This window comes from Singulisphaera photorubra (genome assembly GCF_045290345.1).
Lineage (GTDB): Bacteria > Planctomycetota > Planctomycetia > Isosphaerales > Isosphaeraceae > Singulisphaera.
Map to the genome: position 1 here is coordinate 669745 of NZ_CP155447.1, position 18587 is coordinate 688331.

The following is an 18587-nucleotide window of genomic DNA, read 5'->3' on the forward strand; positions in this document are numbered from 1 at the left end:
CGCATGTTTGAGCCAATCGCCAATAAAAACGGCCGTGAGCCAAGTCCGCAAGTCCAGGGAAGCGGCCAATCCGACCCCGCCAGGTTGCACCTATTCCAAGGGAAAAGCGCATTGCCCGGTTTGGGCTCGCGGGTGGACTTGCCCCCTTGTTAGACTTTTCCCCAGTTGAACCACCCGAATGGAGCCGCCTCGATGTCATGGAACGACGTCTCTTCCTTCCGGACGCAGCACGTCGTCCCCACGCCTTCCCAAGATCCCGGTCCTGCTTCAGCCACCGGCCCGACGCCTGCCCCCGAGGCTGAGGCTGGGGATCGGTTGGCATCCTGGGTGATGCGTGGCCCCTTGATCGTGGTGCTCTGCAGCCTCTGCGTGCTCCAACTCGCAACCTGGATTCCTCACTACCTGACCTGGCCCTTCTGGGCCGATCACGATGTCTTCGCCACGATCGCGCAGGGATGGGATGCGGGGCTCTTGCCCTACCGCAACCTCCGCTGCAACAACTTCCCCGGGACGATCTACCTGTTCTGGATCCTGGGCAAGGCGTTCGGATGGGGCAAGACCATGCCCTTCTATGCGGTCGACGCGACCATGATGGTCGCGTTCGGAGGGATCCTGCTCGCCTGGAGCCGCCGCCGGCTCGGCGGGATCTTGCCAGGGTTGGTCAGCTATCTCACCTTCCTGAGCTTCTACCTGGGACTGGACTACGCTCACGCCGCCCAGCGCGACTGGCAAGGCCCTTTCTTCGCGGTCGTCGGTCTGCTGGCCATGCAAACCTGGACCAGCCGCGCCGGCCGGCTCGGCTCGGCCTTGGCGATGGCCCTGGCTGTCAGCTTCCGGCCCCAGACGGTCCTCTTCTTGCCCGCCATGGCGATGGCAATCGACGAGGCGACGCGCCTGCCAGGTGAATCGGCTGGAAAGTCGGTCCGAGAACTCTTGGTCTGGGGAATCGCCTTCACTCTCTTCCTCGCCGTCTCGTTCATCCCCCTGATGATGGCAGGGGTCCTGAGCGACTTCGTTCAGGGGGTCCGACTCACCGCATACGGCGGGTCGTACAACCGGGTCACCCCCTCTTCGATCCTGATGGGCTGGTTCACTCAGATCGCCCCCTTGCGGATGTCGCTCATTCCGGTGGCGATCGCCTTGCTCGCCCTCAGAACCGATGTGGCGAATCGAAGGATGGCGCTCGTCTGGCTCACGGCGATGGGGTTCGGCTCGCTCTACAAACCGCTCAGTCCCATCGCCCACTCGTACCTGAATATTCCCTTGATGCTCATCTGGGCAGTCAGCCTGGCGGTCCTGGTCCATCTCGTGCTGTCGCTGGCCCGGCCGTCCCCCTCGCTGCAGCTCACAGCCACCCTGCTGATCCTCGCGCTCGGGGTGACAGCCCGGCCGGAGTTCTGCGTCGCTGGGCCGACCCGACGCGCCCTGGCGGCGTTCCGGCAAGGGAAATTGCCCGATGAAAACCCACCGGGGTATCGCGCGGGCACGGTCCCGACCTCAGGCTTTTATCCCTGGCAAGATTATCGAGCGATGATCGATTATATGAAGCACCGGACGACGCCCGCGACCAAGGTGGCCAACGTCCTGAAGGGAGACCCGGCCGTCGCCTCGCCGGCCGCGCGACACTCGGTCTTTCCCACCGAGTCGATGGCCTGGTTGCGAATGCTCTGTCCCGAGCAGCAGGAGGAGTTCGCCAACCTTCTCGCGCAGACCCCCGACTCGGTCGTCGTCTGGATCCCGGGCGAAGTCGGTCCCGATCCCAAATTCAAGCTCGACCGACTCGAGCAGGTGATCCGCGAGCACTACCGCCCCGACGTCAGCTTCGGAGCGATCGAGGTTTGGAGCCGAAAAAAAGGCCCTGGGGCCAGGCCCAAGTCGGACTCGGCCAATGCGGCCCGGCAATCAGCTCCTCCCATCGCGACGCGGGAACCCAGCCCCGCTGGGACGAGCCAAGCCGAGCGTTCAAGTCCTGGCCGGCCACGCAACGGGCCAATGCCCTTTTAGCGGGAGTCGTCCTGACGAGTGGCCCCACGGGTCCCGGCATAGAAGCCGTAGCGGTCCTTGATGGCTTCATGCCCCGGCTTGGGGTCCGCGTAGACCCAGCCTACGTCCTGAACAAGTTGCCCCTGAGGATCGATGAAATCGACCCAGCGACACGTTCCCTTGTTCGGGCAGGTGTAAGTCCGATCGCTTACCCGGAGTACCTGATGGTTCACCAGGCGGGAATCGTAGTACAGATTTCCTTCGTAGGTGAGGAGCCCTCGGCCGGCAACCCCCTCAGCCAGGGGAGTGCCCGAATTCTTCTCTCGAATGATGACGCCCACCGGTCAACGTTCCTTCCTGCTTATCGTGCCACATCAGGCGAACGCCGCCGCGTGAACTCGACCTTGCCGGCGGATTATACCCAATCCAGCCAGGCGGGTCGACGACAGCTCGGACGATGATGGCCATTCACACCGCGACCGCGGATGAGGAGGGGCGCGAAACACACCACAAGACATGAGCACATAAAAACCAAATCACACAAATAAGACGACAAAATCGCCGAGCTCAGCTCTGGTCTGTTTTCGTCGCTCGAATCGCCCCAAGGTGGGTCAGTCTTACTCGCTCATTTCCAGCGATCTGCGGTTTGCTGCAGACGCTCGACTCCCCGACCGCCGCGATCGGCTTCGACCACGAAAAAGCGGACTCCGCGGTGCCGCGGTCGAGGATGGTGGGAAGGTCATCCACCCGGTTCGTCTCAAACAACTCCTGGGTCGACGTCAAGTCCGGCTTCCTTTGCCTGGTCGAGGCGAACGGAAGGACGAGGCAAGACGAAGCTGAGGTGGTGGGCGCAATGGATGGCGTGAAGCTGGTTCCACTCGTCACGGGTCAACCGGCCGAAGACCGGGTGCAGGGCCAGAGGCTCCTGGAAGCCCGCGTAGAACCGCAAGGTCGCGCGAAGCGCCTCGGCTTCGGCCCGCGGATCCAGGTCGGGCTTGGGACTGTAGCGCGCGGGGAGCGGGATTCCCGTGGCCATCCGGCCGGTCTTGAAGACCCGCCGCCGACTCACGGCTCCCAGCGTCTTCCGAAAAATCCAGGGGGCGTGGAACGGGAAACCCTCGACCGAGCCGGCAATCGCCCCGGCGAGGTGATTGCAGATCTGCCCGAGGGACCAATTCCCCACCGTCTCGTGCCCCTCGAGAAGACGGTCCACATCGGGCATGACGCGATCGAGTGTGGCGAAGCTCAAAGTTCGGCGCTCGGCCATAGCGGGCGTTTCTCCATCGTCGACGCCGAAGTCTCCCTCAATCCGAGAGCTCAGGCCCCCGGCGTCTTTGCCTTTCGCAACAGTCCGATTTCTTTATCTCGGCGCAACCGACGCGCAGTCGCCTCGTCCCATTCGATCGCTTCGTGCTCAAGCCAGTCGATCGCCCGGGCCCGAGCCTCGTCGGGGATCGGAACATCGAACTCGGCGTGGCGAACGACGATTCCGGCGAAGGCGAGCCGCTCAACCTCATCCCACTCCTCGAACGGCTCTCCGACCGTTTCGCTCAGGGCAGCGAGTGCGGCGGTAAGCGTCCGGTCATCAGCGAGTTTCTTCTGAACCTGATCAAACGTCAATGGACTGCGATCATCCATCAGGTCGTCGTAGACCGATCCGTGGACCGCGTCGAACCCAGCTTCGAGGGCGTCGGACGCGTCGTCGTTCTCAAAGCTCTTCACTCCCCACTGACCCATGCGACTTACCCTCGCCCCAGGCGGCCTCGGCTGGCCGTCATCGACCCGACGGGCTCACCAGTAGTTCCGAACACAGCCAGCCCCACGGGCGCACAATCGAGGTAGATCGACTCGATACGGTCGCGGGGCACAAGGAACGTCTCGTGATAAATGCCTAAATCACCCTTGGTTCGCATCCGCTCAAGGGCGTGCCGCCACCACTCCGAATGAGGCGGCCGATGCGACCACGCCTCCAGATCCTCGAAGCTTCGCCAGTACTGCAAAACGCCGAAATGTTTCCGGTCGATCGAGTACCGCTCGGAATGCAGCAGCCCCGCGCCCCCAGCGATCGCCTCGGCGGCCGCACGATCGATCGCCCGAGCCAGCCGGATGACATAAAAAAGGGCCCGAACACTCCGAACCTGGATTCCCAGCCGGACCAGGCAGAGCTCGGCCATCGACTCGGGCAAGGTGGCGATGACGCGTTGCACAAAGGACTCCAAGAGACCTGCAAACCCGAACAAAGACCGAACCACGGAAGGCCTCAAAGACCCTGAAATAAAACAATCATTCGATCATGTTTTTCGAGTGTTCCGGGGTTCGATTTCCCACTTCAGCTCGGTTCGGCCTTGAACAGCCGCGCGCCGGCCATGAGCGCCGCGAGACGGCGAGGGGGGGCGACGAAGGTCGGACGGGCAACGGGGGTGTTCGCGACCATCTCGGTGGGGGAGAGAACCTGGCCGTCGATCGTGCCGAAGTGACAGCCCGCCTCGGCCGCGATCACCGACCCGGCGGCCACGTCGTGCGCAGCTTCGCCGAGGAAGGTGCAAGCCTGGAGCCGGCCGGCGGCGACGAAGGTCATCTCGCAGCAGGCGCTGCCCAGGTCGCGGAGCCGACCCGGCAGGGACCTGGGGTCGACGGCCCGCAAGGCATTGGTGCCGACGCAGACGTTATCCTGGACGTGAAACGTTGCCGCGTCGCGCACTTCGAGTCGCTCGCCGTCTCGCCAGGCTCCGCCCCCTTTGACGGCCCAGAACATTTCGCCCAGGGGAGGGATCGCGATCACGCCGAGGACCGGCTCTCCCCGGTCGAGCAGACCGATGCTGATGGCCCAGAGCGGGAGTCCGTGGACCATGTTGCCGGTCCCGTCGATCGGGTCGATCGACCACCGTCTCGGCCCGCCCCCTCCAGCCTCGGCGTATTCCTCACCGGTGAGCCGGTCGTTAGGGAACCGCTGGCCCAGCCGCTCTCGAATAAATTGTTCGAGGTCGTGGTCGAGGTCGGTCACAAAGCTCTTGTTTTCTTTCTCTTGAGGGGTCACCCCTCGGAATCGCCCCAGGGCGACGATGGCGACCTCGGCGGCCAGGGCCTTCACGAAATCCAGTTCGGCGGCAAGTGACGACGGGTCATACATTCGGGTCGTTCCGGCGGGTTCTCACTCAAGCGGTGGGACTCCTCAAAGGTATGCCATCGCCGGTGCCGACGGCAAGGTGGATTCAGGCTGGCCGGCCGGTCGCTTGCGGACTTACCGTGGAGTCTGGATCGGCGGAGGGGTGGAATCATCCCGGTTCGACGGTACAATGGTCCGATGCGGGCACGGACGTCCTCGTTCAACGTCGAGATTGTTGACGGCACGGCCGTTGCCCAGTTGAGACTGCCCGCTGCTCCTCGCCAGGTTTCGGGCCGGCGGGGTCGCGGGAAACGGGCGGCCGTCAGGGACGGAGGGCCGCCCCCACTCTCCACAAGAGACGATGCTCGCGGATCCGATCAAACCAAAGACTTGTCCCCTTGGGCAGGCATCAGCCGAATCGCGCTGGGTTAGGGTGACTGTCACGTATGCCGATCCGCCTCGATAAACTCGTTTCCGAAAAATTCGGCCTCTCACGAAGGGCCGCACAGGACGCCGTACGCAACGGCCGGATTGACCTCGAGGGGGAGCGTTGCGACGAGCCCGGGCGGGAGGTCGAGACCGACTCCCCCATCGAGTTCTTCCCCAATCGTCCCAAGGCACGTATCGTCGCCGGACGGCTCCGCATCCTCCATGAGGACCAACACGTCCTGATCGTGGACAAGCCGGCCGGCGTGCTGACCCTGCCCACCCCCGACCGCGAGCGAGACACCTTGATCGAGCGGGCGGGGCGCTATCTGACGATTCGCCACGGCAACCCCAAGCCGTTCGTGGGAGTCGTCCACCGGCTCGATAAGGACACCTCCGGGGCGCTCGCCCTGGCCCGGACCCACGAGGCCGTCCGCGCCTTCCAGGCCTTGTTCAAGGCGCACGACATCGAACGGCAGTACCTCGCCGTGGTCGAGGGCCTCCCTCCACGCGCCAGCGGGACCATCGACCTGCCCTTGATCACCGATCGCGGCGACCTGAGGCGCGGCGTCGGGCGACGGCCGGGAGAGGGGAGGGCGGCGATCACGCACTACCGCGTGATCGAGCAGTTCGGACCCGTCGCCAGCCTCGTGGCCTGCTGGCTCGAGACTGGTCGCACCCACCAGATCCGCATCCATATGGCCGAGATCGGCCATCCGGTCGTTGGCGACGCCGTTTATCGCCCCCGCAATCGCCCGCGCTGCAAGGCGCAGTTCCAACGCCAGGCCCTGCACGCACAAACATTGGGGTTCCGACACCCGCTTACCGGCCAGGACATCATGGTCGAAGCCACTGTGCCGCCCGACATGGACGCCCTGATCGTCGACCTCCGCAACCGCTACGGGATCCGAGGCGCGGGGGGGTGAGCCGTAGGGAGCCCGCCCAAGACGGCTGACCCGATGGAGACCGCTTCAAAACGGTCTCTTCGGATGCATTAAGGACGCGGCCGGCCCGAAGACAAACAAGAATGGGCACAGGGAGTCCGCAGTCCCTGGAAATGCAAATGCGAGCAAGTGAGACGGGAGTCACCCGAGGCAACGCTCAAGAATTGTCGGACTTGGAGCGAGCTGGTGCTTCCTCTTGCTTGGCTTTGGTCTTGTCCTGAACCGCCGGTTTCTCGAAGACGATGATGTGTTGCCAGGGAAGGAAGTCGAACTTCTCCTTAAACTTGAACCCCTGGGGTTCGAGTTCAAGGCGCACCTGGGCGAAGGTCATCTTGTGTTCGGGCTTGATCGGCACTTCGGGATCTTCGCCGCGAAATTCGACCAGGACGAGTCGGCCCCCTGGCTTCAAAGCTTTGAGCACGCCTTGAAGTGTGGTCTCGGGGTCGATGCACTCGTGGTAGACGTCGACCATCAGCACCAGATCCACCTTCCCCTCGGGAAGCTTGGTGTCGGTCGCCGTACAACGGATCGGCCGGATGTTCTTCACGCCGGCGGCGCGGGCGTTGGCCGCGAGCATCTGGAGCATCTCGGGCTGAACATCAGTCGCCAGCACGACCCCTTCGGATCCGACTCGGCGAGCCAGCTTGAGGCTCGTGTAGCCAACCCCGGCGCCGACGTCGGCCACGGTCGACCCCGGCTTGATCTTCAGGGCGTCGAGCATCGCCTCGGGCTGTTCTTCCTGCTCCCGGGTGTCGCGCACGAGCCAGTCGGCTCCGTGGAACGACATCACGTCGGCAATCGGCCGGCCCATGTAGATTCGAGGGCCGGAAGCGCGGCGAGGCCGTCGCGATGACTTGGCCTTCGCCTTCTCATTCGCCTTTTCCCTCGTCTGTTCGAGCTCCTTCGGCTGAGCTGGCGTTTCCGCCACCTGCGCGACCAATGAAGTCTGGAGCACGAGGAGAACCGCGGCCAGCGCGGTTCCCATCAGTCGAATCCGCGTCATGGCAAGCGCTCCCCGACCAAGACGAGAGAAGAAGGCGACGATCTGCTTGACTAGTCGGCCACGGCGTAGCGAACGATGCAGTACAAGGCCTGCACGCCGTCCTTCCAGCCGATCTTCTTCCCTTCGCGATAATCCCGCCCATTGTAGCTGACGGGAATTTCGTAGATCCGGCACCGCCGAGACGGCCGGTTCTCAATCGCCGGGACTTTGAACCGGGCGACCTTGGCGGTCACTTCCGGCTCGAACCCGAACCGATTGCTCTCCAGGGTAATCCCCTGGATCACTTCGCGTCGGAAGACCTTGTAGCAAACTTCCATGTCCGTCAGGTTCAAGTTCGTGAACATGTTGGACAGGAACGTCAAAAACTTGTTGCCCAGCGTGTGCCAGAAGTAGAGGACCCGGTGCGACTCGCCGCTGAACCGAGAACCGTAGACGACATCGGCCTTGCCCTCAACAATCGGCTGAACCAATTGCGGGTACTGCGCGGGGTCGTACTCCAGGTCGGCGTCCTGAACGATGACGATCTGCCCGGTCGCATGGGTGAAGCCCGTTCTGAGAGCAGCCCCTTTTCCCCGGTTCTTCTCGTGGAAGACGATCGTCAGGTCGGACTCCGTCTCGGCCCACTTGCGAAGGAGATCCGTGGTGCCATCGGTCGAGCAGTCATCAACGAGGATGATCTGCTTGGCGATCGGGACGGCACGGACCTGCCGCAGGATCTCATGCAGGGTATGAACTTCGTTGTAAACCGGAATGACCACGGAGAGGACGAGGTCATCGGGGATCCGGTAAATGCCGAGCTGCCGACAGACAGGCTCGCCGAGGTTGTGGATCAGCCATTCTCGACGCGCATGATCGTCGTCGGGAGTCGCTGAGAGCTGGTCTTGATCGTCGTTTGAATTTGAAGAGGTCATGGACGAAGAATGCGGGAGGGTGGTAGACATCGGGAGACGTTCCTTCGATTCCCTTGACTGGCAGCAACGCCCAGGCGCCTATCCCCGCCGGACGGCTTTGTGTGCGAGGGATTATAACCGAAGCCGATCTGAGAAAGCTAGCACAAGGCTCACTCTCCCAAACAAGGCCCGGCGATCTCCCTGGCCCAAATAAAGCGGTCCATCGTGGCGTCGCGACGCCACGATGGACCGTTGGGGCCGATCAGGCCCTCGATTATCAAAGCCCCGCGTGTGGGACTTGGTCACCTCAGTATGCCTGAGAGATCATTATTGGGGGGGCGCGGTGGCGGCCGGAGCCGGGGCCGGCGGCGGGGTGCTTTCGGCGGGGGGCGCCGCGGGAACCGGAGCGGGAGGAACATCAACAGCCGGAGCGGCGGCCGGAGCGGGAGGAACATCAGCAGCCGGGGTCGTCGGAGCGACAGCCGGGGCAACCGGGGCGACGGTCGGAGCCGTGGGGCTCCAGGTCGCCTGGCCGGTCGGGTAGGCCTGGCTCGTGGCGTAGATATCGCCCGAAACGACCGGGGTGTAGCTGCCGTAGACGGCCGGAGCGTAGTTCGATCCGTAGCAACCGCTGTAGCAGCTCACGGTCGCGTAGGCCGCATCGCAGCAGCTCCGGTTCCGCTTGTGACCGAAGAGGCCACGGAACAAACCACCGCGATGATGCTTACCGCTGTAGCACGAAGAATAGCAACTGCTGCTGTAGCAAGAGGAGTAGCAGCTGCTGCTATAGCAAGCGCTGGCGCCGCTGTAGCATGAGGAATAGCAGCTGCTGTAGCACGAAGAGTAGCAGGAGGGGGCTACGTACGTCGTGTAGCTAACAGGTGCCGAGCCGCCGTAGCAAGCACTATAGCAGGCGCTGTAGCACGATGGGGCAGGGGTTGGGCCACAGCTCTTGTGGTGACAACCAAGGCCACTAAGGGCCATCAACATAACAATCGTTCCCTGCATCTCAGACCTCCTGGTGCAATTCGAGATGACCAATACGCGGGGCCGGCAACCACTACTGGACGTACCTTCGTAATCAGTCGGATGCTCGGGACCTAAGCTCGCCCCATTTGAGCCGATCGGCCCCACCCCAGCAATCCGCCGAGTTGCCTTGTTCGCTAAACTCTTCTCATTCCACGCAAAGTGTAATCCGTGGATGACGCCTTTGCAACCTCCGCCTGTGAAAATAGCGAGGCAACACCCACCTGGGAGGCTTATAGCAAGTTTTACGAATACTCCTAATAGTCGATCTTTCGATCGCTATTGGCCTGACCTCATGGGGGTTGTAGGATCAGGGCATGAGAAGACCCGTTGCGAGGACGAAACTTGCGACAAATGAGACGGGTTCACTCTGCTTCGAGAACGACCGTTTTTCGGATCCGCTCGGCGGCCAATTGAGCACTCAGCGCAGCGGGCTTCCTCTCGGATGAAGGACCGTCGCGGATGGACTCGAACCGGGGTGACTCCCTGGCTTCCGAGTGGGTTCTTCACGGCTCTGTCGAAATCTAAAAAGGAGCGGCCGTTGGCGAGCAAAATCAGCAAATCAGAGACCATCCCCCCAGAAAGCCCAGACCAACCTCATCCCGAGCGAGGGTGGCCGGGCTGGGCGCGTGGACTGGCATCGTTGGGGTTGCTGATCCACGGAACGGCGGTGCTCGCCGGCGCCCTGGCGGCTCCCCCGGCCTCGGTCCTCGAGCAGGAGCTCGTCCGCCCCTTTGGTGGCTATCTCCAACGGATCGACCAGGGTTACACCTACCGTTATTACGCCCCTGAGCCTCCTCCGACCCCGATCGCGACGGCGACGATCCACTATGCCGACGGCCGCCCCGACGAGACAATTCGGCTGCCAGACCGAACCGTTCGTCCGAGCTTGCGCTATCAACGCCAACTTGCCCTGGCCAACCACTTGGTGGTCGACTTCGAGACCGCCCGCGCCATGACCGGCGACGGCACCCGGAGCACCTGGGCGCGGTCGTACGCGCGGCATCTCGCCAAGAGCCGTCCCGGCGCCACGACCATCACGCTCTTCACGCAGACACATCTGATTCCGGACCTCGAGCAGGTCCGGCAAGAACTCGCGGCCCCAGGCCGCCCGCGAGTGAACCTCGATGCCGAGGAATTTTACACGACGCCGGAACGGATCGGAGAGTTCCCTTGCGACGCCTTATGAAGAGCCTGGCCGACTATCCAGCGACCCTCTGGAACGCGGTCATTCGCAGTTGGAACGTCTTTTTTTTCACCCCGGCCGACCCGACCGTCCTGGGCCTGATTCGGATCGGCGTCGGGGCCTTGTTGTTCTGGAGCTTGCTCGTCTACGGGCTTGATCTTCAGGCCTTCTTCGGGTCGGACGGCTGGGCCGATCCCGAGTCGGTTCGGTTCGTGAACCGGATGCAGGCACCGGCCGCCTGGTCGTTCTGGTTCCTCGTCCCCGACGCCCTGTTGCGCCCCGTCTGGGTCGCCTGCCTGGTCATCGTGGCGATGTTCACGGTGGGCCTCTGGAGCCGGGTGACGGCGGTACTCGCCTGGGTCATCGTGGTCTCGATCTCGCGGCGGGTTCCGGTCTCGCTGTTCGGGTTCGACCAGATCATCTCGGCCTGGACGCTCTACCTGGCGTTCTCCTTCGCGAGTGGTCAGGCGGTCTCGCTTGACCGCTTCCTGTCGCGGTATCGCCAGGCCCGCGCGGCGGTCGCCCGAAGGCGCCATGACGGTCGCTGGGTCGTCCCGTCGGGCCTCCCCGCGCCCTCCGTCTCGGCCAACCTGGCGCTTCGACTGATCCAGCTCCACCTGATCTTGATCTACGGGATGGCCGGTCTGGCGAAGCTCCAAGGGCCAAGCTGGTGGTCGGGGACGGCGATCTGGGGCGTGCTCGCCTCGGCCGAGTTCGGTCAGTTCGACCTCACCTGGCTGGCCGCTTACCCGTGGCTCCTGAACTTCATGACTCATTCCACCCTGGTGTTCGAGGTCGGGTACCCGATCCTCATCTGGGTGCGGGTGCTCCGCCCCCTGGTCTTGCTCACGGCGTTGCTCATGCACGCTGGGATCGCGATCTCCGCCCCCGGGCTGACCGAGTTCGGGCTGGCCATGTTCGCGGGCAACCTCGCCTTCGTCTCGGGCCCTTGGCTGAGAAGTCTGGTCACCGGCGACAATCAACCGAAAGGGCGCGTGCTCTATGACGGCGCCTGCCCGCGCTGTCGGGCGTCGATGGCTCTGCTCGCGGCCGGCGACCCCGACCGCATGCTCGAACCGGTGGACCTGACCGCCGTCGAGGTGGCGACGATCCACCCGAGCCTGACCAAGGCCGCCTGCATGAAGGCGATGCACGTGGTTCGGACCGACGGCCGGATCGATGTCGGCTACGACGCCGTGGTCACGCTCGGGCGCTGGATTCCCTTGTTCTGGCCGCTGGGGCTGATCGGCTCGCTTCCGATTCTTTCCTGGGGCGGCCACCGGGCTTACAATGCAATTGCGGCCTCGCGCCCTCGCGACGTTGTCTGCACCGACGACATCTGCGGCATCCACCCTCCTTCGTCCGTGGCCTGAAGCTGAAGCCGGGAGAGCGCCCTCATGAACCTCAATCCAAGTCGCGCCGATCAGGGTGGTGAGTGCCCACCACGCCGTCTCTACTTGCTCGAACCCGGCTGGCGCGTGGGGCAGAAAGTGGGCAACGATCGTGAATTCTGCTACATGATGGCCCCCGGCCAAGACTACTACCATCGCGTCTATGACGGCGAAATCGTCGTGCTCCGCGGCGACGAACGACTTTGCATGGCCTGCGCGGAGCGCCGGGGCCTGCTTTCATTTGCACCCAAAGGCCTTGGCGAGCAACTGGGCATCGTCGAGTTCGCCATTGATGAATCGGCCCCTGAAATTGAACTGGGGATGAAGGACGACATCGACTGATCCGCACGACACCCCCTCCTCAATTGCCGGCCGAGCCAGGCAACTCTCCGGACGACACCAACTGACTCCCAAAGATTGCCCGCCTTCCTCCGCCAGCTCCGTAGCGGGCTGGCGTGAAGCGCCATCTTGACTTCTCTGGTCGAAATAGAGATGATTTCCTAAATCCTGTGCGGGGTAGGCACCGATGAGTGTTTCGTCGAAGTGTTACTATGCGGTTCGAGCGATTTACGCCCTGGCCGAACATGCGAGTTCCGAGCCGCTCAAGATCGCCGAGATCGCCGAGCGGGAGATGATCCCGATCCGGTTCCTCGAGGTCATCTTGGGCCAGCTCAAAGGGGGCGGATTCGTGCAGAGCCGGCGCGGAGCTGAAGGGGGCTATCGCCTGTTGCGCGCCGCCGACGACTTGACCGTCGGCGAGATCATGAGGTACGTCGACGGACCGATTGCGCCCGTCGACTGCGTCAGCCAGTCGCGTCACAAGGAATGCGAATTCCACGGCGAATGCCACTTCTACGGGTTCTGGGGCCGGGTCCGCCAGGCGATTTCCGACGTTGTTGATCGGACCACGTTTGCCGACCTGGTCCGAGAGAACCATGAGCGGAAACGGGGATACGTCGGCGACTGGGTCATCTGAAATCTCAAGCATACAAAAGAGACGAAGTGCGTCTCTTGACAGGGCGTGCGAAAGACGCCGGGATCACATCGGCGTATGCCGCCGCGTGAAGGGATCAATGGAACAAGCGACCTCTCCGAACATCGGCCGCTTGCGGGCATCGGCGCGTCTCAGCGGCTACGGCCTCTGCCTCGTTCTGCTGGCCGCCGCCGGGTGCGGCCCGGTTCGTGGCGCTGGAAACAGCGACGACACGCTGACGATTGGGGCCTACTCGGTCGTCCGCGACGCGTTCCGCGAGAAAATCTTGCCCGGGTTCGCGGCGTACTGGAAACAGAAGACCGGACGGCTGGTCCGGTTCGAGGAGTCGTACAACGCCTCGGGGGCGCAGAGCCGGGCGATTGTCTCCGGGTTCGACGCCGATGTGGCCGTCCTCTCCCTGGATGGGGACATCGATCGACTGGTCAAGGCAGGCATCGTCGACAAGAACTGGAAATCGGGGCCGGGACGCGGCCTGATCACGCGGAGCATCGTCGTGATCGGAATCCGCCCCGGGAATCCCGCGAGCATCGACGACTGGGACGACCTGACCCGGCCGGGCGTCGGGGTGCTCTACCCCGACCCGAAGACGTCGGGAGGCGCGAAATGGAATATCAACGCGATCTACGGCGCAGGGTTGCTTGAAGACCCGAAACAGCCTGATCCCGCCGCGGCCCGCGACCTGCTGAGCCGGGTCCAAACCAATGTCGTCAACATGGACAGCTCGGGCCGGCAGAGCATGGCGACCTTCGAACGCGGCACCGGCGACGCAATCATCACCTATGAGAATGAACTGCTCCTCCAGGACAAGCGGAAAGGGATCAAGGCCCCCTACGTGATCCCGTCGGCCACCCTTCAGATTGAGGGGCCGGCGGCGATCGTGGAGAGCTCGGTGAAGAAACACGGCAACCGCGCGGTGGCCGTGGCCTTCCTCGAATACCTCCGCACCGAGGAGGCCCAGCGAATCCTGGCTGACTATGGATTTCGGGCCCTCGACCCCAAGCTCGATCCCCCCGGACGACGCCCGCTTCCCTCCCGCCTCTTCACCATGAAAGACCTCGGCGGCTGGACCAAGATCAATAAAGACGTGTACGGCCCGAGCGGGGTCTGGGACTCGCTCTTCACTCCATCCAAGGGCCGCACGCCATGAGCAGCCCCTCTCCGACAGCCGCCTCAAAATCCGACCTCGTGCTTCGCGGAACGGCCCTCTCCTACCTGGCCTTGATGGTCGTTCTCCCCTTGACGGCACTCAGCGTCCGGGCGGCGGAACCGGGCCTCGCGGCGTTCTGGAAAGAGCTGACCAACCCGTTCGCCTGGCACGCCCTGAAGCTCACGTTTGCAACCGCCCTGGTGATGGTGCTCATCAACGCGGTCATGGGTACGGCGACCGCCTGGGTCCTGGTTCGCTACTCGTTCCCCGGCAAGGGGATCATGAACGCCCTGATCGACGTCCCGTTCGCGGTGCCGACGGTGGTCACCGGCCTGATGTTGGTCGCGCTTTACGGCCCGACGAGCGTCCTGGGCTCGTTCCTTGGTCGCCACGGCTGGGGCGTGATCTACCAGCAACCAGGGATCGTCCTCGCCTTGCTCTTCGTCTCGTATCCGTTCGTGATCCGGAGCGTGCAGCCGGTCCTCCTGGAGATGGACCCGGCCGAGGAGGAAGCGGCGGCAACCCTCGGCGCCGGGTCGTTCACGATCTTCCGACGGGTCACTTTCCCGACCCTCTGGCCGGCCGTCCTGACCGGAACGGCGCTCGCGTTCAGTCGAGCCCTCGGTGAGTTCGGCAGCGTGGTGATGGTGGCCGGCAACCGGCCGCTCCAGACCAAGACGGGGCCGATGTATATCTTCGGGGAGATCGAGAGCGGCAACCCCCACGGTGCCATGGTCGTCTCCGTCGTCCTGCTCGCCAGCTCGCTCGGAATCCTGATCGTTCTCAACCGGTTGCAGCGGCATGGGAGGCCAGTTCATGGCCGTTGAACTTGACGTCGATGCGGATGTGGAAGTGGACGTGAGGCCTGCCACGCCGACTCGAACCGCGCCCCAGCCAAACCGCGATCGGCTTCCCTGGGGCCGCTGGCTCCTGATCGGCCTGGTGGTGGGCTGGTTCGCCATCTTGGTCCTGGTCCCCTCCCTCGCCTTGGTCCGGGCCGCCCTGGCGGGAGGGTTTCGTCCCTTCCTCAACGCCCTGGCCGCCCCCTCGGCGCGTGAAGCGTTCCGCCTGACGTTGCTGATCACCGTCCTGGCCACGGTGGTCAACACCGTCTTCGGCCTGGCCCTGGCGATCGTCCTGGCCCGCCAGAACTTCTGGGGCAAGACCCTGGCCGACGGGGTCGTGGATCTCCCGTTCGCGATCTCGCCGATCGTCGCGGGGCTGATGTTGATCATTCTCTACGGCGGTAAGGGTTGGATCGGCCAGTGGCTCGAGCCGATGGGGATCCAGGTCGTCTACGCCTTGCCGGGCATGGTCCTGGCCACAACCTTCGTCACGCTCCCCTTCGTGGTCCGCGAGGTCGTGCCCGTCCTCCGCGAGTTCGGGGTCGACCAGGAAGAGGCGGCATACACCCTGGGCGCGAGCCGGTGGCGGACCTTCTGGAGCGTGACCCTGCCGTCGATCCGCTGGGGCCTGGCCTACGGCGTCACCCTGACCGTCGCCCGCTCACTGGGCGAGTTCGGGGCCTTGCTCGTGGTCTCAGGAAACATCCTCGGGCGGACCCAGACGGCCACCCTCTACGTTCACGACGGTATCGAGAGCTTCGACATCGAGGGGGCCTACGCCGCGAGCGTCCTGCTGGCGGGAGTCTCGTTCGTGATGTTGATTGGCATGGAACAGTTTCGCAAACGTGTCGAAGCTCGCGAAGAATCCTGATGATATTTCACGACCCAGAGACGACCGGGTGCCTGGCAACGGTCCCGAGCGGGAGGCGCTGACGTGGCCATTGCAGTCCGAAATCTATCGAAGCGGTTCGAAAAATACCAAGCCGTGCGTGATGTCTCGTTCGAGGTTCCCGCCGGCGAGCTCGTCGCGCTGCTCGGCCCTTCGGGCTCGGGCAAGAGCACGATCTTGCGGATCATCGCCGGCCTCGAGCCGGCCGACTCGGGCGATGTCGAGATCACAGGGGAGGACGCCAACAACCTCTCCACGCAGCAGCGGGGCGTGGGATTCGTCTTCCAGCACTACGCCTTGTTCCGTCATATGACCATCCGCCAGAACGTGGCGTTCGGGCTCCAGGTCCAGAAGCCTCGGCCTCGGGCCGGCGAGATCAAGGCCCGCGTTGAAGAGCTTTTGGAGCTGGTCCAGCTCTTGGGTCACGCCGACCGCTACCCCTCGCAGCTCTCAGGCGGCCAGCGACAGCGCGTGGCCCTGGCGCGGGCACTGGCCACCCGGCCCAAGGTCCTCCTCCTCGATGAGCCCTTCGGCGCCCTCGACGCCAAGGTCCGCGAAGAGCTCCGCACCTGGCTCCGCCGGCTCCACGACGAGGTCCATGTCACGAGCCTGTTCGTCACCCACGACCAGCAAGAAGCGTTCGAGGTCGCCGACCAGGTCATCGTCCTGAACAAGGGGAGGGTCGAGCAAATGGGCCCGCCCCAGGAGCTCTACGAGCACCCGGCGACCCCGTTCGTGACCGAGTTCCTCGGCTCGGTCAACGTCCTCCGCGCCGAGACGGTGCTCGGCATGGAGCTGGGAGACGAGGAGCCGCTCCCCCTCGACGTCGCCAACTCCAACGACAATTCGGCCGTCTACGTCCGCCCGCACGACTTCGAGATCACCCGCCAGAGCAACGGCCGGCCCGCCTGGACGGCCCGAATCCGCAAGCTGATCCCGCTCGGCGGCCTCGTCCGGCTCGACCTGACACTCCTCGACGGCACCACACTCAACGTTCAGCTCACCCGCGAGCGCTGCCTGGAATTGGCCCTGGCCGACGGCGAGGATATCTACGTCTCGCCCAAGGACTGGAAGGTGTTCCACGAATCAAAACGATTCGTGGAAAATTATGTGATCTGACGTCGATCTCCATCACTCGACTCACAAGCCAAACCGATTTCTCCCAAAGCCTCTGCCATTCTTCGGCAGGGGCTTTGCTCGTATACGTTCATCCCCAACAAGTTCGTTGGCCGCCTTGAGGAGCTCGGGAGTGACAACGCCGGCCCCAATCCAAAGGGGTGCTGGTAGGCAGCCGGCGCGACGGGCTTCAGACAAGCACCTCTCGGATCACGCGTCCGTGGACGTCGGTCAAGCGGCGGTTCGCACCGTCGTGGTACCAGGTGAGCTTTTCGTGGTCGAACCCGGCGAGGTGAAGCACGGTCGCATAGAGATCCCACACACTGGTCGGGTCCACCGCAGCGCGGCGGCCGAACTCATCGGTCTCACCGAAACTGACGCCTTTCCGAACGCCCGCGCCGAGCATCCAGCACGTGAATCCGTCGGGATTGTGGTCGCGGCCTGTGGTTCCTTGCTGGTGGGTCGGCATGCGACCGAACTCGGTCGTCCAGAGCACGAGCGTGTCCTCAAGGAGGCCGCGTGAGCTCAGGTCGGTCAGGAGTGCCGCAGTCGGCTGGTCGAAGATGGGACAGTGCCGCTCGTAATCGGCCTTCAAAGTCTTGTGGGCGTCCCAGTTGAGCAAGCCGTCCACTCCCGATGCGCGGGATGCGCAGTAGAGATTTACGTAGCGCACGCCCCGTTCCAGCATTCTCCGAGCGAGCAGGCAGTTTCGGGCATAGGCCGCCTTCAGAGGGTTCGGGTCGTCGGTGCCATAAAGCCGCTGCACCGCGCGCGACTCGCCGACGAGGTCGGTGGCCTCGGGGGCTGACAGTTGCATTCGCGCCGCGAGTTCGTAGGCGGCCATCCGAGCCTGGAGTTCGCTGTCGCCGGGATGGCTCTCGGCGTGGCGTTGGTTGAGGCTGTCGATGAGCGCTCGCGTGTCGCGATCCTCGGCGGTCGAGACTCCGGCCGGCCGGTCCAGGTTCCGCACGGGTTGCTGTGAGTTAATCATCACGGCCTGATGACGAGCGGGGAGGAATCCATTGCTCCAGTTGGCCTTGCCGTTGGGCGGCTCACCACGGACGTCGGTGATCGAGACGTACGTCGGCAGGTTGTCGTTCTCACTCCCGAGAGCGTAGGACAGCCAGGCCCCGGCGGCTGGGAACCCTTCGGTCGTCCGGCCCGTGTTCATGAAGATGCAGCCAGGCCCATGCGTGTTCGTCTTCGAGTTCATCCCATGCAGGAATGCAATATCGTCGACATGCCGTGCCATGTTGGGCAAAAGCGTCGAGATTTGCTTGCCCGACTGGCCGGCCGCGGCGAACGGCCAGGGGCTCTTCATGAGGTTGCCATTCTTCCCCTGAAACGAGACGAGATTCTCCTCGCCCGGCATGGGGGTGCCGTGGCGTTTCTCGAGCTCGGGCTTATGCTCCCAGAGGTCGATGTGCGACGCCGCACCGGGACAAAAAATCTGCAGGACCCGCTTCGCCTTTGGCGCATGGTGAGTGAGTCCTCGACCCGGTTGCCACTCGGCCGAGCCCCCTTCGCGCGTCAGCAATGCACTCAGGCCGAGTCCGGCCATCGCCGTATAGACGTCACCCAGGAAGTCGCGGCGAGTGGTGAGAGGATATCTCATGTCGTCCTCGATGTTGCGATATCGAC

The 18587-nt window shown here is 63.9% G+C and carries 20 protein-coding genes; 10 read left to right on the top strand and 10 right to left on the bottom strand.

What is annotated here, in order from left to right; all coding sequences use genetic code 11:
* Nucleotides 1–192: 192 nt before the first annotated feature.
* On the top strand, nucleotides 193–2004 hold the full coding sequence (locus V5E97_RS02460) for a hypothetical protein (protein WP_406697697.1): 1812 nt from the start codon (nucleotides 193–195) through the stop codon (nucleotides 2002–2004).
* Here the strand turns inward: V5E97_RS02460 and V5E97_RS02465 are convergent.
* From V5E97_RS02465 to V5E97_RS02490, 6 genes are all read right to left on the bottom strand, one after another.
* Nucleotides 2001–2324 (bottom strand): DUF427 domain-containing protein, encoded by a 324-nt coding sequence (locus tag V5E97_RS02465; RefSeq protein ID WP_406697699.1) that lies wholly within the window; start codon nucleotides 2322–2324, stop codon nucleotides 2001–2003. The genes V5E97_RS02460 and V5E97_RS02465 overlap by 4 nt on opposite strands.
* Nucleotides 2325–2550: 226 nt before the next feature.
* Nucleotides 2551–2766 (bottom strand): hypothetical protein, encoded by a 216-nt coding sequence (locus V5E97_RS02470; protein ID WP_406697700.1) that lies wholly within the window; start codon nucleotides 2764–2766, stop codon nucleotides 2551–2553.
* Nucleotides 2741–3250 (bottom strand): DUF1569 domain-containing protein, encoded by a 510-nt coding sequence (locus V5E97_RS02475; RefSeq protein WP_406697701.1) that lies wholly within the window; start codon nucleotides 3248–3250, stop codon nucleotides 2741–2743. Before V5E97_RS02475 ends, V5E97_RS02470 begins: the two co-directional genes overlap by 26 nt.
* A gap of 50 nt (nucleotides 3251–3300) precedes the next feature.
* Complete coding sequence (locus V5E97_RS02480; RefSeq protein ID WP_406697702.1) at nucleotides 3301–3720, bottom strand: hypothetical protein; 420 nt, start codon at nucleotides 3718–3720, stop codon at nucleotides 3301–3303.
* A 5-nt stretch (nucleotides 3721–3725) separates the two neighbouring features.
* Nucleotides 3726–4190, bottom strand: a complete 465-nt coding sequence (locus V5E97_RS02485) for a phenylacetaldoxime dehydratase family protein (protein WP_406697703.1) — start codon at nucleotides 4188–4190, stop codon at nucleotides 3726–3728.
* Nucleotides 4191–4312: 122 nt separating this feature from the next.
* Nucleotides 4313–5113 (bottom strand): inositol monophosphatase family protein, encoded by an 801-nt coding sequence (locus V5E97_RS02490; protein WP_406697704.1) that lies wholly within the window; start codon nucleotides 5111–5113, stop codon nucleotides 4313–4315.
* Nucleotides 5114–5535: 422 nt separating this feature from the next.
* Between V5E97_RS02490 and V5E97_RS02495 the strand changes: the two genes are divergently transcribed.
* The gene (locus V5E97_RS02495) at nucleotides 5536–6441 is read left to right on the top strand and encodes an RluA family pseudouridine synthase (RefSeq protein ID WP_406697705.1); all 906 of its coding nucleotides are present in this window, start codon (nucleotides 5536–5538) and stop codon (nucleotides 6439–6441) included.
* Nucleotides 6442–6616: 175 nt separating this feature from the next.
* Here V5E97_RS02495 and V5E97_RS02500 read toward each other — a convergent pair whose 3' ends face one another.
* The 3 genes from V5E97_RS02500 to V5E97_RS02510 form a co-directional block, all read right to left on the bottom strand.
* The gene (locus V5E97_RS02500; protein WP_406697706.1) at nucleotides 6617–7462 is read right to left on the bottom strand and encodes a class I SAM-dependent methyltransferase; all 846 of its coding nucleotides are present in this window, start codon (nucleotides 7460–7462) and stop codon (nucleotides 6617–6619) included.
* A 50-nt stretch (nucleotides 7463–7512) separates the two neighbouring features.
* Nucleotides 7513–8403 (bottom strand): glycosyltransferase family 2 protein, encoded by an 891-nt coding sequence (locus tag V5E97_RS02505; RefSeq protein ID WP_406697707.1) that lies wholly within the window; start codon nucleotides 8401–8403, stop codon nucleotides 7513–7515.
* Nucleotides 8404–8679: 276 nt separating this feature from the next.
* Nucleotides 8680–9342: a hypothetical protein gene (locus V5E97_RS02510; RefSeq protein ID WP_406697708.1), complete on the bottom strand. Its 663-nt coding sequence runs from the start codon at nucleotides 9340–9342 to the stop codon at nucleotides 8680–8682.
* Nucleotides 9343–9919: 577 nt separating this feature from the next.
* On the opposite strand from V5E97_RS02510, the gene V5E97_RS02515 reads away from it, so the two are divergent.
* The 8 genes from V5E97_RS02515 (at nucleotide 9920) to V5E97_RS02550 (ending at nucleotide 16949) form a co-directional block, all read left to right on the top strand.
* Entirely contained in the window at nucleotides 9920–10567 is a 648-nt protein-coding gene (locus V5E97_RS02515; RefSeq protein ID WP_406697709.1) for a hypothetical protein, read from the top strand.
* Nucleotides 10552–11937 (top strand): DCC1-like thiol-disulfide oxidoreductase family protein, encoded by a 1386-nt coding sequence (locus V5E97_RS02520; RefSeq protein WP_406697710.1) that lies wholly within the window; start codon nucleotides 10552–10554, stop codon nucleotides 11935–11937. The genes V5E97_RS02515 and V5E97_RS02520 overlap by 16 nt, the downstream gene beginning before the upstream one ends.
* A gap of 24 nt (nucleotides 11938–11961) precedes the next feature.
* Entirely contained in the window at nucleotides 11962–12297 is a 336-nt protein-coding gene (locus V5E97_RS02525; protein WP_406697711.1) for a hypothetical protein, read from the top strand.
* Nucleotides 12298–12481: 184 nt separating this feature from the next.
* Nucleotides 12482–12931: an RrF2 family transcriptional regulator gene (locus V5E97_RS02530; RefSeq protein WP_406697712.1), complete on the top strand. Its 450-nt coding sequence runs from the start codon at nucleotides 12482–12484 to the stop codon at nucleotides 12929–12931.
* A gap of 97 nt (nucleotides 12932–13028) precedes the next feature.
* A complete protein-coding gene (locus V5E97_RS02535) occupies nucleotides 13029–14096 on the top strand; it encodes a sulfate ABC transporter substrate-binding protein (RefSeq protein ID WP_406697713.1) in 1068 nt (355 codons plus the stop codon).
* Nucleotides 14093–14923, top strand: a complete 831-nt coding sequence (gene cysT / locus V5E97_RS02540) for a sulfate ABC transporter permease subunit CysT (protein ID WP_406697714.1) — start codon at nucleotides 14093–14095, stop codon at nucleotides 14921–14923. The genes V5E97_RS02535 and cysT overlap by 4 nt, the downstream gene beginning before the upstream one ends.
* Complete coding sequence (locus tag V5E97_RS02545; protein WP_406697715.1) at nucleotides 14913–15812, top strand: sulfate ABC transporter permease; 900 nt, start codon at nucleotides 14913–14915, stop codon at nucleotides 15810–15812. The genes cysT and V5E97_RS02545 overlap by 11 nt, the downstream gene beginning before the upstream one ends.
* Nucleotides 15813–15875: 63 nt before the next feature.
* On the top strand, nucleotides 15876–16949 hold the full coding sequence (locus tag V5E97_RS02550) for a sulfate/molybdate ABC transporter ATP-binding protein (protein ID WP_406697717.1): 1074 nt from the start codon (nucleotides 15876–15878) through the stop codon (nucleotides 16947–16949).
* Nucleotides 16950–17136: 187 nt separating this feature from the next.
* On the opposite strand, the gene V5E97_RS02555 is transcribed toward V5E97_RS02550, so the two are convergent.
* Nucleotides 17137–18561, bottom strand: a complete 1425-nt coding sequence (locus tag V5E97_RS02555; protein ID WP_406697718.1) for a DUF1501 domain-containing protein — start codon at nucleotides 18559–18561, stop codon at nucleotides 17137–17139.
* Nucleotides 18562–18587: the final 26 nt, after the last annotated feature.